The organism is Streptomyces sp. NBC_00637 (genome assembly GCF_045161545.1).
In the GTDB taxonomy this organism is placed as follows: Bacteria; Actinomycetota; Actinomycetes; order Streptomycetales; family Streptomycetaceae; genus Streptomyces.
Window position 1 is genome coordinate 3,815,218 of the sequence record NZ_CP109046.1, and the last position, 14,818, is coordinate 3,830,035.

At 70.9% G+C, this 14,818-nt stretch carries 12 protein-coding genes; 8 read left to right on the forward strand and 4 right to left on the reverse strand.

Going from position 1 to position 14,818, the window contains the following annotated elements; all coding sequences use genetic code 11:
• The first annotated feature begins 127 nt into the window (after positions 1–127).
• From OG440_RS16595 to OG440_RS16620, 6 genes are all read left to right on the forward strand, one after another.
• The gene (locus tag OG440_RS16595) at positions 128–2,893 is read left to right on the forward strand and encodes a SulP family inorganic anion transporter (protein WP_406007594.1); all 2,766 of its coding nucleotides are present in this window, start codon (positions 128–130) and stop codon (positions 2,891–2,893) included.
• 275 nt (positions 2,894–3,168) lie between these two features.
• Positions 3,169–5,127 (forward strand): acetate--CoA ligase, encoded by a 1,959-nt coding sequence (gene acs / locus OG440_RS16600; RefSeq protein WP_406007595.1) that lies wholly within the window; start codon positions 3,169–3,171, stop codon positions 5,125–5,127.
• Positions 5,128–5,298: 171 nt separating this feature from the next.
• The gene (gene nhaA, locus OG440_RS16605) at positions 5,299–6,768 is read left to right on the forward strand and encodes a Na+/H+ antiporter NhaA (RefSeq protein WP_406007596.1); all 1,470 of its coding nucleotides are present in this window, start codon (positions 5,299–5,301) and stop codon (positions 6,766–6,768) included.
• 98 nt (positions 6,769–6,866) lie between these two features.
• On the forward strand, positions 6,867–7,355 hold the full coding sequence (locus OG440_RS16610) for a phage holin family protein (protein WP_406007597.1): 489 nt from the start codon (positions 6,867–6,869) through the stop codon (positions 7,353–7,355).
• Positions 7,352–8,302 carry an alpha/beta fold hydrolase gene (locus tag OG440_RS16615; RefSeq protein ID WP_406007598.1) on the forward strand — a complete coding sequence of 317 codons (951 nt, stop codon included), beginning with the start codon at positions 7,352–7,354 and terminating at the stop codon, positions 8,300–8,302. The genes OG440_RS16610 and OG440_RS16615 overlap by 4 nt, the downstream gene beginning before the upstream one ends.
• A gap of 127 nt (positions 8,303–8,429) precedes the next feature.
• Positions 8,430–8,612 carry a hypothetical protein gene (locus OG440_RS16620; protein ID WP_406007599.1) on the forward strand — a complete coding sequence of 61 codons (183 nt, stop codon included), beginning with the start codon at positions 8,430–8,432 and terminating at the stop codon, positions 8,610–8,612.
• Positions 8,613–8,673: 61 nt separating this feature from the next.
• Here the strand turns inward: OG440_RS16620 and OG440_RS16625 are convergent, their stop codons facing one another.
• From OG440_RS16625 to nth, 3 genes are all read right to left on the reverse strand, one after another.
• Complete coding sequence (locus tag OG440_RS16625) at positions 8,674–9,873, reverse strand: MarP family serine protease (RefSeq protein WP_406007600.1); 1,200 nt, start codon at positions 9,871–9,873, stop codon at positions 8,674–8,676.
• A gap of 120 nt (positions 9,874–9,993) precedes the next feature.
• Positions 9,994–10,689: an NUDIX hydrolase gene (locus OG440_RS16630; protein WP_406007601.1), complete on the reverse strand. Its 696-nt coding sequence runs from the start codon at positions 10,687–10,689 to the stop codon at positions 9,994–9,996.
• A gap of 202 nt (positions 10,690–10,891) precedes the next feature.
• Complete coding sequence (gene nth / locus OG440_RS16635) at positions 10,892–11,818, reverse strand: endonuclease III (RefSeq protein ID WP_406007602.1); 927 nt, start codon at positions 11,816–11,818, stop codon at positions 10,892–10,894.
• Positions 11,819–12,147: 329 nt separating this feature from the next.
• Between nth and OG440_RS16640 the strand changes: the two genes are divergently transcribed.
• Together OG440_RS16640 and OG440_RS16645 are read left to right on the forward strand one after the other, a co-directional pair.
• Positions 12,148–12,822, forward strand: coding sequence for a Crp/Fnr family transcriptional regulator (locus OG440_RS16640; RefSeq protein ID WP_020129286.1), 675 nt, complete (start codon positions 12,148–12,150; stop codon positions 12,820–12,822).
• Positions 12,823–13,052: 230 nt separating this feature from the next.
• On the forward strand, positions 13,053–13,883 hold the full coding sequence (locus tag OG440_RS16645) for a nucleotidyltransferase domain-containing protein (protein WP_406007603.1): 831 nt from the start codon (positions 13,053–13,055) through the stop codon (positions 13,881–13,883).
• 65 nt (positions 13,884–13,948) lie between these two features.
• On the opposite strand, the gene OG440_RS16650 is transcribed toward OG440_RS16645, so the two are convergent.
• A complete protein-coding gene (locus tag OG440_RS16650; RefSeq protein WP_406007604.1) occupies positions 13,949–14,791 on the reverse strand; it encodes an MBL fold metallo-hydrolase in 843 nt (280 codons plus the stop codon).
• Positions 14,792–14,818 lie beyond the last annotated feature (27 nt).

Here is a 14,818-nt window from a genome sequence, read left to right on the forward strand (position 1 = left end):
GATCTGTTTACCGAGCGTTGATTTTCATCCCGCCGCTGCACGCCGTGACCCACGGCCGCGACCACCCCCGCCCCAACCGGGGGACCACCTGTTCCGCGACCGCGCTGCCCCGGAGGAGACGGGAACCATGTCCGCCTGCGCCCCCACCCGCACCACCCACTCGACGCGCCCCGAGCGCAACCACCCGGCCCACAGCCCCCCACCGGCCCCGCACCGCCGCTTCCGCATCGCGGGCGCCGACGTGTCCGCCTCGATCGCGGTCTTCCTGATCGCCCTGCCCCTGTCCCTCGGCATCGCCCTCGCCACCGGCGCGCCCCTCCAGGCAGGCCTCGTCGCCGCCGCCGTGGGCGGAATCGTCGCCGGATGGATCGCCGGCGCGCCCCTCCAGGTCAGCGGCCCCGCAGCCGGCCTGACCGTGGTCACCGCCGACCTCATCCAGCGCTACGGCTGGCGGACGACCTGCGCCATCACCGTCCTCGCCGGACTCACCCAGCTGGGCCTCGGCTGCCTGCGTGTGGCGCGCACCGCACTCGCCGTCAGTCCCGCCATCGTGCACGGCATGCTCGCCGGCATCGGCGTCACCATCGCCGTCGCCCAACTGCACGTCGTGCTCGGCGGCACCCCGCAGAGTTCGGTCCTCGACAATCTCCGCGCCCTGCCCGCCCAGTTGGCCGGACTGCAACCCGCGGCCTTGGCCGTGAGCGCGCTGACCCTGACCCTGCTGCTGCTCTGGCCGCGCATCCCCGGCCGCGTCGGCCGCCTGGCACGGAAAGTGCCCGCCGCGCTCGTCGCCGTCACCGGCGCCACCGCCACCGCCTCGCTCGCGGGGCTCACCCTGCCCAAGGTGGACCTGCCGTCGTGGAGCAGTCACGCGCTGGCCGGGCTGCCCGAGGGGCCGGTGCTCGGGCTCGTGGCCGCCGTCCTCACCACGACTTTGGTGTGCAGCGTGCAGTCGCTGCTCGGCGCGGTCGCCGTGGACAAACTGATCTCTTCGCGGCCGGACCTGCTCAGCGCCCGCTCAGCCCGTGTCGGCCGCTCCGATCTGGACCGTGAGCTGCTGGGCCAAGGCGCGGCCAACATCGTCTCCGGAGCCCTCGGCGGGCTTCCGGTGGCGGGCGTGGCCGTGCGCAGTTCGGCGAATGTCCACGCCGGTGCGGTGAGCCGGAACTCCACGATGCTGCACGGCGTTCTCGTAGTAGTCGCCGCGCTGCTGATGGTCCCGATCCTGGATCTGATCCCGCTCGCCTCACTCGCCGCCCTGGTGATGGCCGTCGGCATCCAGATGGTGTCCCTGCACCACATTCGCACGGTGACCCGCCACCGTGAGGTGCTGGTGTACGCCGTCACGACCCTCGGCGTGGTGATCCTCGGGGTCCTGGAAGGCGTGACGCTCGGCATCGCCGTGGCCGTGGCCGTCGCCCTGCACCGGCTCGCCCGCACCCGCATCACGCACCACGAGAAGGAAGGAGTCCATCACGTACACGTACGAGGCCAGTTGACGTTTCTCGCAGTGCCGCGGCTCAGCCGCATCCTGCATCTCGTCCCCCAAGCCACCCACGTCGTCGTCGAGTTGGACGGCTCCTTCATGGACCACGCGGCGTACGAGGCCTTGCAGGACTGGCAGAAGACCCACACCGCCCGAGGTGGCTCCGTCGAGCTGACCGGCCGCCGCTCCGCCGGGACGGGGCTCAACACCGGAACCGACCTCGAGGCGGACACCGAGGCAGGCGTCGGCTCCCGCACGAGCGCCGGTACGGGCTTCCACTTCGGCATCGACGTCGGAGAAGGCGCCTCGGCCACTCCCCCGGCTCTCGACCCCGCTCGCGCCGGCGAGGTCCCGATCGCCGACTGCCGCTGCCGCCCCTGGACGCCGTGGCGCAACCACCAGTGCGAAGTCCCCCGGGAAACACCAGAGACACCAGAGGCGTCGCAGGTGTCGCAGCCAGCACACACACCCCAGACAACGACCCCGGCAGAGACACCGGCACCGACAGCGCTGACAGCACTGACAGCACAGCCGGCAGAAGCACCCACCGCAGCAGACACAGCACAAGCGGCAGGGTCGCCCGAGACGGCCCGGAGGAGGGAGACGACAGAGTCCCCGAGGTCGGCCACGGAGTCGGCCACGCAGTCGAAGTCCAGACGGCCGGAGCGACCGACTCGGCCGGGACCGGAGCGGCAGTCGGAGCCGGAACAGCCGGGACCGTCCGTCGAGCCGAGTGGGCGGCGACTGGTGCGCGGTATCAGCGCGTTCCAGCGCAACACCGCACCGCTGGTGCGGGGCGAGCTGGCGCGGCTGGCCCGGGAAGGACAGCGGCCCACCCAGCTCTTCCTCACCTGCGCCGACTCCCGGCTGGTCACCTCCATGATCACCTCCAGTGGTCCGGGCGACCTGTTCGTGGTGCGCAACGTCGGCAACCTCGTACCGTCGCCCGGCGAGGAGAGCGGGGACGACTCGGTGGCGGCCGCGATCGAGTACGCGGTGGACGTGCTGAAGGTGCGGTCCATCACGGTGTGCGGGCACTCCGGGTGCGGGGCCATGCAGGCCCTGCTCCACTCCGAGCCGGGCGCCGCGCGGACCCCGTTGCAGCGGTGGCTGCGGCACGGTGTGCCGAGCTTGAAGCGGATGGCCGACGACGGCCGCCCGCACGCTCGACTGGCCGGTCGCGCGCCGGTGGACGCGGTCGAGCAGCTCTGCCTGACCAACGTGGTCCAGCAGTTGGAGCATCTTCGGGCCCACGAGTCCGTGACACGGGCCTTGCGGGACGGAGCGCTGGAGCTGCACGGGCTGTACTTCCACGTGGGTGAGGCGCAGACGTACCTGCTGTCCGAGGCGGCCACGGACGACGGCGAGCTGTTCGGTCACGTGGGAGAGGTGGACATGTCGGCCTGACCGGCACTGCGGCTCCCGATGTCCGGCGGCGCGGAGCGGCACGGAGATGTGAAAGGCGTTACACCGGCTGAACTCCGTCCGCTCCGTGTCCGTGGGTACGGATGACCCCTGGGTCGGTCCGGGGAAGACCCCCTGGCCACCGGAAACAGGGTCGAGAAGTGGCGACCTACAGGTCTAAACCAATTTTCGGTCGGGCCTTGTCACCGGACCCCTGGGTCTGATGAGCTGTGGCCTGGGACACAACGGACACGGACACCCTTCGAAAGGGAGATGTCGTGAGCAACGAATCCTTGGCCAACCTGTTGCGCGAGGAGCGCAGGTTCGCGCCCCCCGCCGACCTGGCCGCGCACGCCAACGTCACGGCGGAGGCGTACGAACAGGCCAAGGCTGACAGGCTCGGCTTCTGGGCCGAGCAGGCCCGACGGCTGACCTGGGCCAAGGAGCCGACCGAGACGCTGGACTGGTCGAACCCGCCGTTCGCCAAGTGGTTCAAGGACGGCGAACTCAACGTCGCCTACAACTGCGTCGACCGGCACGTCGAGGCGGGACACGGCGACCGCGTCGCCATCCACTTCGAGGGCGAGCCCGGCGACAGCCGCGCCATCACCTACGCCGAGCTCAAGGACGAGGTGTCGAAAGCCGCCAACGCCCTGCTGGAACTGGGCGTCGAGAAGGGCGACCGGGTCGCCGTCTACATGCCGATGATCCCCGAGACGGCGATCGCGATGCTGGCCTGCGCCCGGATCGGCGCCGCGCACTCCGTCGTCTTCGGCGGCTTCTCGGCGGACGCGCTGGCCACCCGCATCCAGGACGCCGACGCCAAGGTCGTCATCACGTCCGACGGCGGATACCGGCGCGGCAAGCCCTCCGCGCTGAAGCCGGCCGTCGACGACGCGGCCGACCGCGCCGGCAACGTCGAGCATGTGCTCGTCGTGCGGCGGACGGGCCAGGACGTCGCCTGGAACGGCGAGCGGGACGTGTGGTGGCACGAGATCGTCGAGCGCCAGTCGGCCGAGCACACGCCCGAGGCGTTCGGGGCCGAGCAGCCGCTGTTCATCCTCTACACCTCCGGCACCACGGGTAAGCCCAAGGGCATCCTGCACACGTCGGGCGGCTACCTCACGCAGACCGCGTACACGCACCACGCGGTCTTCGACCTCAAGCCGGAAACGGACGTCTACTGGTGCACGGCCGACGTCGGCTGGGTCACCGGGCACTCCTACATCGTCTACGGGCCGCTGGCGAACGGCGCGACGCAGGTCATGTACGAGGGCACGCCGGACACCCCGCACCAGGGCCGGTTCTGGGAGATCGTGCAGAAGTACGGGGTGACGATCCTCTACACGGCACCGACGGCGATCCGTACGTTCATGAAGTGGGGCGACGACATCCCCGCGAAGTTCGACCTGTCGTCCCTGCGGGTCCTGGGCTCGGTCGGCGAGCCGATCAACCCCGAGGCCTGGATCTGGTACCGCAAGCACATCGGCGCCGACCGGACGCCCATCGTCGACACCTGGTGGCAGACCGAGACCGGCGCGATGATGATCTCGCCGCTGCCGGGCGTCACCCAGACCAAGCCCGGCTCCGCGCAGACCCCGCTGCCCGGCATCTCCGCCACCGTCGTCGACGACGAGGCCAACGAGGTGCCCGACGGCGGCGGCGGCTACCTGGTACTGACCGAGCCGTGGCCGTCGATGCTGCGCACCATCTGGGGCGACGACCAGCGCTTCCTCGACACCTACTGGTCGCGCTTCGAGGGCCGTTACTTCGCCGGCGACGGGGCGAAGAAGGACGACGACGGCGACATCTGGCTGCTCGGCCGCGTGGACGACGTGATGCTCGTCTCCGGCCACAACATCTCCACCACCGAGGTCGAGTCGGCGCTCGTGTCCCACCCGGCCGTCGCCGAAGCGGCCGTCGTCGGCGCGGCGGACGAGACCACCGGGCAGGCCATCGTCGCCTTCGTCATCCTGCGCGGCACGGCGAACGCCGAGGACGAGCACCTCGTCGCCGACCTGCGCAACCACGTCGGCACCACGCTCGGCCCGATCGCCAAGCCCAAGGAGATCCACCCGGTCACGGAGCTGCCCAAGACCCGCTCCGGCAAGATCATGCGCCGTCTGCTGCGGGACATCGCCGAGAAGCGTGAACTCGGAGACGTCACCACCCTGACCGACTCCTCGGTCATGGACCTCATCCAGGCGAAGCTCCCGACCGCGCCCAGCGAGGACTGAGCAGGCCAGACAGGGGCACTCGGCGCCAGCCGCGCCGGGTGCCCTTTTCGCACCTAACGTGGGGATCGCCGGATTTCTCCTTGCGGACTTTAGGTAGGGTAAACAAAAAGGTGCGCCGGGAAGTCTGGTCGGCATGTGTTCAGTGCTGCCCACCGACCGGAGGCCCTCACCGTGTCCGCGCCCCGCAACACCGCCCCCCGCAAGGTCTTCGGACGTCTGTCCCTGCCCGAGCGAAACTTCGTCGCGGAGGCGCTGCGCACCGAGACCGTCGGCGGTGTACTGCTGCTCGTCGCGGCCGTCGCCGCGCTGGTCTGGGCGAACGTACCCGGGCTGCACCACAGCTACGAGAGCGTCAGCCACTACCACCTCGGCCCCGAAGCCCTCGGACTGAACCTCTCCGTCGAGCACTGGGCGGCCGACGGCCTGCTCGCGATCTTCTTCTTCGTCGCCGGAATCGAACTCAAGCGAGAACTCGTCGCGGGCGACCTCAAGGACCCCCGGGCCGCCGCGCTCCCCGTGGCGGCAGCGCTGTGCGGGATGGCCGTGCCCGCGCTCGTCTACACCCTCACCGCCCTCGCCGGCGGTGGCTCGCTGGGCGGCTGGGCGGTGCCCACGGCCACCGACATCGCGTTCGCTCTGGCCGTGCTCGCCGTCATCGGCACCTCGCTGCCGAGCGCGCTGCGCGCCTTCCTGCTCACCCTCGCGGTCGTCGACGACCTGTTCGCGATCCTGATCATCGCGGTCTTCTTCACGAGCACCATCGACTTCGTCGCGCTGGGCGGCGCGGCCGTCGGCCTCCTCGTGTTCTGGCTGCTGCTGCGTAAGGGCGTGGCGGGCTGGTACATCTACATCCCCCTCGCCCTCGTCATCTGGGCGCTGATGTACAACAGCGGCGTACACGCGACGATCGCCGGGGTCGCGATGGGCCTGATGCTGCGCTGCACGACCCGCGAGGGCGAAAAGCACTCGCCCGGCGAGCGGATCGAGCACCGCGTCCGGCCCCTGTCCGCAGGCCTGGCAGTGCCGCTGTTCGCCCTGTTCAGCGCCGGTGTGGCGATCTCGGGCAACGCGCTCGGGGATGTGTTCGGCAAGCCGGAGACCCTGGGCGTCGTCCTCGGTCTCGTCGTCGGCAAGGCCATCGGCATCTTCGGCGGGACCTGGCTGACCGCCCGCTTCACCCGAGCCTCGCTGAGCGAGGACCTCGCCTGGGCGGACGTCTTCGCCGTCGCGTCCCTCGCCGGTATCGGCTTCACCGTGTCGCTGCTGATCGGAGAGCTCGCCTTCGAGGGCGACGCGCTCCTGACCGACGAGGTCAAGGCCGCCGTCCTGGTGGGCTCGCTGATCGCGGCCACCCTCGCGACGGTGCTGCTGAAGCTGCGCAACGCCGAGTACCGCCGGATGTGCGAGGCCGAAGAGCGCGACGAGGACCTCGACGGCATCCCGGACGTGTACGAGGAGGACGACCCGGCCTACCACCTGCGGATGGCGGATATCTACGACGGAAAGGCCGCCGAACACCGCCGCCGAGCCGAGCAGATCGCCCGCGAGAGCGGCCGCGCGGAGGCACGGGACGACGCTCGGGAGGAAGCCCGGGGAGAGGCCGGGGAGGGTCCGACACGCGCCACGGGCCTGCCGAAGTGACGGGCGGGGCAGGCGAGAAGGGCGGCCGTCCGGCATGATCTGACGGGACGGTACAAAAGAAGCCAGAAGCAGCACAGCAGCAGGAGAGGGAGAACGCGATGAGCGCACCCGACGGCAGCCCGGTCGGTGCCGAACGCAGCATCGGCCAGCTGTTCGCCTCGGCGACGACCGAAATGTCGGCGCTGGTGCACGACGAGATCGCGCTGGCGAAGGCGCAGCTGAAGCAGGACGTCAAACGGGGAGCGACGAGCGGTGGGGCGTTCTCGGTGGCCGGCGCGGTCCTGCTGTTCTCCCTTCCGATGCTCAACTTCGCCCTGGCGTACGGCATTCGGACCTGGAGCGACTGGAATCTCGCGATCTGCTTCCTGCTCTCCTTCGCGGCGAACGTGCTCGTCGCGCTCGTCCTAGTCCTGATCGGCGTCGTCTTCGCGAAGAAGGCGCAGAAGAGCAAGGGCCCGCAGAAGGTCGCCGCGTCGATGAAGGCGTCGGCGGGCGTCCTGCAGAACGCCAAGCCGCACCCGCGGCCCGAGCTGCCGCAGGACCGGGTCCCGGAGGCCATCGAGGCTGTGGCACGCTCGTCGTCATGACGGACCCCGCCACCCCTCCGGCCCAGCCCGCTTCGGTCGTACGGCCGGACGCCGTCTGCGGCGTCAAGGTCACCCACCGCGAGGTCGCCGCGAACGGTGCCCGCTTCCACATCGCCGAGCTCGGCGACGGTCCGCTGGTCATGCTCGTCCACGGCTTCCCGCAGTTCTGGTGGACGTGGCGGCACCAGCTGGTCGCGCTGGCGGACGCGGGCTTCCGGGCCGTCGCGATGGACCTGCGGGGCGTGGGCGGCAGCGACCGTACGCCGCGCGGCTACGACCCGGCCAACCTCGCCCTCGACATCACCGGCGTGATCCGCTCCCTGGGCGAGCCGGACGCCGCCCTGGTCGGCCACGACCTGGGCGGCTACCTGGCGTGGACGGCGGCCGTGATGCGCCCCAAGCTCGTGCGGAGGCTCGCCGTCTCCTCGATGCCGCACCCCCGGCGCTGGCGTTCGGCGATGCTCGCCGACGTCCGGCAGACGAGTGCCAGCTCCCACATCTGGGGATTCCAGCGGCCGTGGATCCCCGAACGTCAGCTCACCGCCGACGACGGCGAACTGGTGGGCCGGCTGATCCGGGACTGGTCCGGGCCGCGGCTGCCGGAGGACGACGCGGTGGAGACCTACCGGCGCGCCATGTGCATCCCGTCCACCGCGCACTGCGCCGTCGAGCCGTACCGGTGGCTGGTGCGCTCGATGGCCCGGCCGGACGGCGTCCAGTTCTACCGGCGTATGAAGCGTCCCGTGCGCGTGCCCACCCTGCATCTGCACGGGTCTCTCGATCCGGTGATGCGCACGCGCAGCGCGGCCGGTTCCGGTGAGTACGTCGAAGCGCCGTACCGCTGGCGGCTGTTCGACGGTCTCGGCCACTTCCCGCACGAGGAGGACCCGGTCGCTTTCTCCACCGAACTGGTCAATTGGCTGAAGGATCCCGAGCCCGATCGGTGACCGCGCCCTCGCGTCCGGTACCCGGTTCTGAACGTCTGTACGACGAACAGCCAAATGCCCGGCGCATAGGCCAATTGGCCGCTCCGAGCGCGGTTATCGACCTTGGGGCAGGGGCAGACGTCGGTGTATGGGCTGGACGCACGACTACAGTGATGCAGCACGCAACCGCCGCTCGGCCAGTGGCCTGAGCCCCCACCGACGAGGTGCCGACCCGCAACTGCCGGGTACCGACCTCCGCGTGGGCATTCCCCGCATCCTGCGCCGCCGGGCCCGCTGGGTCTCGGTCCGCCTGCGTCACCCTCGAGGCTGACCCGGCGAAGGATCCAGAGGGGCCCTGTACGGGGCCCCTCCGCAGGACCCCTCAGGACTTCTCACAGGGCGCAGCTGTCGCTGTCCACCTGCTGGCCCGCGGTGCGCCCCTGCGTGATGTCCTGCTGGATCTCGTCCGCGGTGAGGGCGTAGCCGGTGTCGGCGTCGTCGAGGGACTTCGCGAAGACCACGCCGTACACCTTGCCGTCGGTGGTGAGCAGCGGGCCTCCGGAGTTGCCCTGACGGACGGTCGTGAACAGTGAGTACACGTCACGGCGCACGGTGGTGCGGTGGTAGATGTCCGGGCCGTTGGCCGTGATACGGCCACGCACCCGCGCGGCGCGGACGTCGTACGACCCGTTCTCGGGGAAGCCGGCGACGATCGCGTCGTCGCTGCTCACCGCGTCCTTCGTGGTGAACTCCAGGGCGGGCGCGTCGAGATCCGGTACGTCCAGGACGGCGATGTCGCGCTTCCAGTCGTACAGGACGACCGTGGCGTCGTACTTGCGGCCCTCGCCGCCTATCTGGACGGTGGGTTCGTCGACGCCGCCCACGACGTGCGCGTTGGTCATGACGCGACGTTCACCGAAGACGAAGCCGGTGCCTTCCAGCACCTTGCCGCAACTCTCCGCCGTACCCATGACCTTGACGATGGAACGCTGAGCGCGCTTGGCCACGGCGCTGTTGGCCAGGGCCGGGTCCGGCGGCTGCACGTCGGTGATCGGCTCGTTGGAGAACGGGCTGAAGACCTGCGGGAAGCCGTTCTGCGCGAGGACGGAGGAGAAGTCCGCGAACCAGGTGTCGGCCTGGTCGGGCAGCGCGTCGGACACCCCGTGCAGCACCTTGGAGCTGCGGACCTCCTTGCCCAGCGTGGGCAGCGTGGTGCCGGCCAGGGCGGATCCGATCAGCCACGCCACCAGCAGCATCGCCACGACGTTGACGAGCGCGCCGCCCGTCGCGTCCAGCGCGCGGGCCGGGGACCAGGTGATGTACCGGCGAAGCTTGTTGCCGAGGTGCGTGGTGAGAGCCTGGCCGATCGAGGCGCAGACGATCACGACGATGACCGCGACCACGGCGGCCGTGGTGCTCACCTCGGAGTTGTCGGTCAACGCGTCCCAGATCACGGGCAACAGGTAGACGGCGACGAGGCCGCCGCCGAGGAAACCGATCACCGACAGGATGCCGACGACGAAGCCCTGGCGGTAGCCGACGACCGCGAACCACAGGGCCGCGACCAACAACAGGATGTCCAGCACGTTCACCGCTTCGCGCCTCGCCTCGTCAATTCGCGGTCACCACAGGTCGGCCGGGGGTCCGACCCGCCGCGAAGCGGCGATGGGGCACAGCTTCCCCCGGACAGACACAGCACGGTGGACACCCTGTCATGACCGCCAGTCGAGCGGGACCTGCTTCTCGCGGTCCCAGGGGCGCTCCCAGCCCGCGAAGTGCAGCAACCGGTCGATCACACCGGCCGTGAAACCCCACACAAGAGCGGATTCGACCAGAAATGCCGGGCCTCGGTGACCGCTGGGATGCACGGCCACGGCGCGGTTCTCCGCGTCCGTGAGATCCGCCACGGGGACGGTGAAGACACGGGCCGTCTCCGCGGGGTCGACGACACCGACCGGGCTCGGCTCGCGCCACCAGCCCAGGACGGGGGTGACGACGAAGCCGCTGACCGGGATGTACAGCTTGGGCAGCACACCGAAGAGCTGGACGCCGGCCGGATCGAGCCCGGTCTCCTCCTCGGCCTCGCGCAGAGCGGCCCGCAGCGGCCCCTCCCCGTGCGGGTCGCCGTCCTCCGGGTCGAGGGCGCCGCCCGGGAAGGAGGGCTGACCCGCGTGGGAGCGCAGGGAGCTGGCGCGCTCCATGAGGAGCAGCTCGGGTCCGCGCTCGCCCTCGCCGAACAGGATCAGGACGGCCGACTGGCGCCCCGCGCCGTTCTCCGGCGGCAGGAAGCGGCTGAGCTGGAGCGGCTGGACCGTCTCCACGGCATGCGCCACCGGATCCAGCCAGGCGGGCAGGCCCTCCTTGCTCAGCGTCACCGCACCACCCTGCGTGTCGCTCGCGCGTGCCATCGCCACACCACCCCCCGTTCTGCCCTGTCCAACGCCCGGGAGCCGACAGATCGTTCCGCGCGCCGTCCCCCGATCGAGTGTGTCGTGCGTGCCGTACGCGCCGTGCATGTCGTGCGTGCCGTCCACGTTCTTACCGCCGGAGCCCGTTCAGCCCGTTCAGCCCGGGCAGCCCGTTCGGGTCGGGTCGCGGTCAGCCCTGCCGTCATCCGGCCCCCAGCGGCGGGGCCGGCCGGCCACCCGCGTCCAGGTAGGACTGGGGCGGGTTCAGCCGCTGGCCGGGGAAGCCGCCCTTCTCGTACTTCAGGAGCTTCTTGGCCTTCTCCGGGTCCGTCTCCCCCTCGCCGTACGCCGGGCAGAGCGGGGCGATGGGGCAGGCGCCGCAGGCCGGCTTGCGGGCGTGGCAGATACGGCGGCCGTGGAAGATCACATGGTGCGAGAGCATCGTCCAGTCGCTCTTGGGGAAGAGCGCGCCGACGGCCGCCTCGATCTTGTCGGGCTCGGTCGCCTCGGTCCATTGCCAGCGCCGTACGAGCCGCTGGAAGTGCGTGTCCACGGTGATCCCGGGCCGGCCGAACGCGTTCCCCAGCACCACGAAGGCGGTCTTGCGGCCGACGCCGGGCAGCTTCACCAGATCCTCCAGCCGGCCGGGCACCTCCCCGTCGAACTCCTCCACCAGGGCCTTGGACAGGCCCATCACGGACTTGGTCTTGGCCCGGAAGAAGCCGGTGGGGCGGAGGATCTCCTCGACCTCCTCCGGATCGGCGGCGGCCAGATCCTCGGGGGTGGGGTACTTGGCGAAGAGGGCGGGGGTCGTCTGGTTCACCCGGAGGTCGGTGGTCTGGGCGGACAGAACCGTGGCGACCACCAGCTGGAAGGGGTTCTCGAAGTCCAACTCGGGGTGGGCGTAGGGGTAGACCTCGGCGAGCTCGCGGTTGATGCGGCGGGCACGGCGGACGAGAGCGGTCGGGGACTCGGGCTTCCTGACACGGGCACCCTTGCCGACGGCACTCTTTCCGACCGCGCTCTTGCCGACGGCGTCCTTGTCCGCGGGGGCCTTGCCCGCACCGCGTCCGGCCGCGACCTTCCCGGCGGCCGCTTTCCCGCTGTCGGGCGCATTCTTCGCAGGCATCTCGTTCGTCACCTTTGCCGTCTTCCTACCACCGCCGGGGCCCTGTTCGCCCACAGCGGAAACTCGACGTACAACCACCCGCCCAGCCCCCTTGGCCTGTGCTCTCACCGGCGATTTGGACACTCGGCCAGCCTAAAGCCCGGCACCGACATCCGCCCCGGACCCTGAAGATCGGCCCCCAATTGGACCCCTGCCGCTTACCTCGGGACACGTGTGCGGCATCCTTGTGACAGATCACACTGTTTGGACCGTCCAGCAAAACGGGGAACACGGTCCCCTGGTAAGCGGGGGAGCAAGATCCCCTGAGCAGGTCGAATAGGAGAGAACTCGTGGACGACGTTCTGCGGCGCAACCCGCTCTTCGCGGCACTCGACGACGAGCAGGCCGCGGAACTGCGCGCCTCCATGAGCGAGGTGACCCTGGCCCGTGGCGACTCCCTCTTCCACGAGGGCGACCCGGGCGACCGGCTCTATGTCGTCACCGAGGGCAAGGTCAAGCTCCACCGCACCTCCCCGGACGGCCGGGAGAACATGCTCGCCGTCGTGGGCCCCAGCGAGCTCATCGGCGAGCTGTCGCTCTTCGACCCGGGTCCGCGCACGGCGACCGCCACCGCCCTCACCGAGGTCAAGCTTCTCGGCCTCGGCCACGGTGACCTCCAGCCCTGGCTGAACGCCCGGCCCGAGGTGGCCACCGCCCTGCTGCGCGCCGTCGCCCGGCGCCTGCGCAAGACCAACGACGCCATGTCCGACCTGGTCTTCTCGGACGTCCCCGGCCGCGTGGCCCGCGCCCTGCTGGACCTCTCGCGCCGCTTCGGCGTGCAGTCCGAGGAGGGCATCCACGTCGTCCACGACCTGACGCAGGAGGAGCTGGCCCAGCTCGTCGGCGCGTCGCGCGAGACCGTGAACAAGGCGCTGGCGGACTTCGCCCAGCGCGGGTGGCTGCGCCTGGAGGCGCGGGCCGTCATCCTGCTGGACGTGGAGCGACTGGCCAAGCGGTCGCGCTAGCCGCCGACCCCGGCCCGGCGGGAGTGACCGTATGAGCGTTCGTCAGCGGTCTCTGCTCACGATGTGACCGTCGCTGGGGGCGCCCAGCCCCCAGCAGCTCCAAGGCGCTCCCAGCCGCCCCTGGCTCTTCGCTGCCGGTCTTGGCCGGCCCGCGTCCCCCGTCACCCGACGGCCGCCCACACACCCGAAAACGGGCTGCCAGGCCGCTCTCGGGGCAGCACAGTGGTCCCATGGCACAGACGCTTCACTCCCGAGGTCTCGACTCCCGAGGACACATCGCCCGCGAAGGCTCCTCCCTCGCGCGCGTGGCGGACGTTTTCCGGCCGGTCGTCGTCGCGGCGCGGGACCGGATCCCGGACACCTTCGGGACCCGGCTGCACAGTGCGTACCTCTACGGGTCGATTCCGCGCGGGACCGCGCGTGAGGGCCGCAGCGATCTGGACCTTCTGGTGGTCCTGCGCGAGGAGCCCACCGCCGCGGACCGGGCCGACGGCCGCGCGCTCGACGAAGCCCTCGACAAGGAGTTCCCGCAGATCGACGGCGGCGGGACCCTGCTCGTCGGCCACGCGCGCGTGCTGAGCGACCTGGAGAGGCACGACCTGGGGTGGTTCCTGGCGTGTCTGTGCACGCCGCTGCTCGGCGAGGACCTCGCCGCGTACCTTCCGCGCTACCGCCCGGACTCCCTGCTCGCGCGTGAGACCAACGGCGACCTCGCTCTGTTCCTGCAGCGCTGGCGCGATCGCATCGCCTCGGCGGACGACTCCGCGGAGGCCAGGCGCCCTCTCGTCCGGTTCATGTCCCGCCACCTGGTGCGCACCGCGTTCACGCTCGTCATGCCCCGCTGGAACGGCTGGACGAGCGACCTGCACGAGATGGCGGAGGCCTTCGGGGCCTACTACCCGCAGCGCGCGGAGCAGCTACGGAGGGCGGCCGTCCTCGGGTACGAGCCGAGCGGTGACCGCGCCGTCCTCGCGTCCTACGTCGACGACCTCGGCCCCTGGCTCGCCGAGGAGTACGCGCGCGTGCACGGCGTGAAGGCCGACAGGCCGGAGGAGCACTAGGTCGTTCCCCGCAAGGAGCGCCTGCCGGGCGTCAGGAGCCCGGGTGGGCACTTCGCGCTCTTGGTCTAGGCCGGGCCGGGGATGAGTCCGTGCTCCCTGAGGTACTCCAGCTGGGCCCGCACGGACAGCTCCGCCGCCGGCCACAGGGAGCGGTCGACGTCGGCGTACACATGGGCGACGACCTCGGCAGGGCTGCGGTAGCCGTTCTCGACGGCCGTCTCGACCTGGGCGAGGCGGTGGGCGCGGTGGGCGAGGTAGAACTCCACGACGCCCTGTGCGTCCTCCAGGACCGGCCCGTGGCCCGGCAGGACGGTGTGGACGCCGTCGTCGACCGTGAGGGACCTGAGCCGGCGCAGGGAGTCCAGGTAGTCGCCCAGGCGGCCGTCGGGATGCGCGACGACGGTCGTGCCGCGGCCGAGGATCGTGTCGCCGGTCAGCACGGCCCGGTCGGCCGGGAGGTGGAAGCAGAGAGAGTCGGCGGTGTGGCCGGGCGTCGGGACGACCCGCAGCTCCAGGCCGCCCACCGTGATCACGTTCCCGGCGGCCAGGCCCTCCTCGCCGAGCCTTAGCGCCGGGTCCAGAGCCCGCACCTTCGTGCCGGTCAGTCCGGCGAAACGGACGGCGCCCTCCGCGTGGTCGGGGTGGCCGTGCGTCAGCAGGGTCAGGGCGACGCGCTTGCCCGCCCGCTCGGCGGTGTCGACGACCGCGCGCAGATGGCCGTCGTCCAGCGGGCCCGGGTCGATCACGACCGCAAGGTCGGAGTCGGGCTCGGAGACGATCCAGGTGTTCGTGCCGTCCAGGGTCATCGCGGACGCGTTCGGCGCGAGGACGTTGACCGCGCGCGGGGTGGCCGGGCCGGAGAGGACTCCGCCTCGCGGCTGGCCGGGGAGTGCGGCTGCGTCGGTCATGCGAAGGGGCCTTCCATAGGGCTGGGC

Excerpts from the sequence above, each read along its gene's own strand:
- OG440_RS16595 (WP_406007594.1), top strand. The coding sequence starts at position 128 with ATGTCCGCCTGCGCCCCCACCCGCACCACCCACTCGACGCGCCCCGAG.
- OG440_RS16610 (WP_406007597.1), top strand. The coding sequence starts at position 6,867 with ATGAGCGCACCCGACGGCAGCCCGGTCGGTGCCGAACGCAGCATCGGC.
- OG440_RS16615 (WP_406007598.1), top strand. The coding sequence starts at position 7,352 with ATGACGGACCCCGCCACCCCTCCGGCCCAGCCCGCTTCGGTCGTACGG.
- OG440_RS16620 (WP_406007599.1), top strand. The coding sequence starts at position 8,430 with ATGGGCTGGACGCACGACTACAGTGATGCAGCACGCAACCGCCGCTCG.
- OG440_RS16630 (WP_406007601.1), bottom strand. The coding sequence starts at position 10,689 with ATGGCACGCGCGAGCGACACGCAGGGTGGTGCGGTGACGCTGAGCAAG.
- nth (WP_406007602.1), bottom strand. The coding sequence starts at position 11,818 with ATGCCTGCGAAGAATGCGCCCGACAGCGGGAAAGCGGCCGCCGGGAAG.
- OG440_RS16645 (WP_406007603.1), top strand. The coding sequence starts at position 13,053 with ATGGCACAGACGCTTCACTCCCGAGGTCTCGACTCCCGAGGACACATC.
- OG440_RS16650 (WP_406007604.1), bottom strand. The coding sequence starts at position 14,791 with ATGACCGACGCAGCCGCACTCCCCGGCCAGCCGCGAGGCGGAGTCCTC.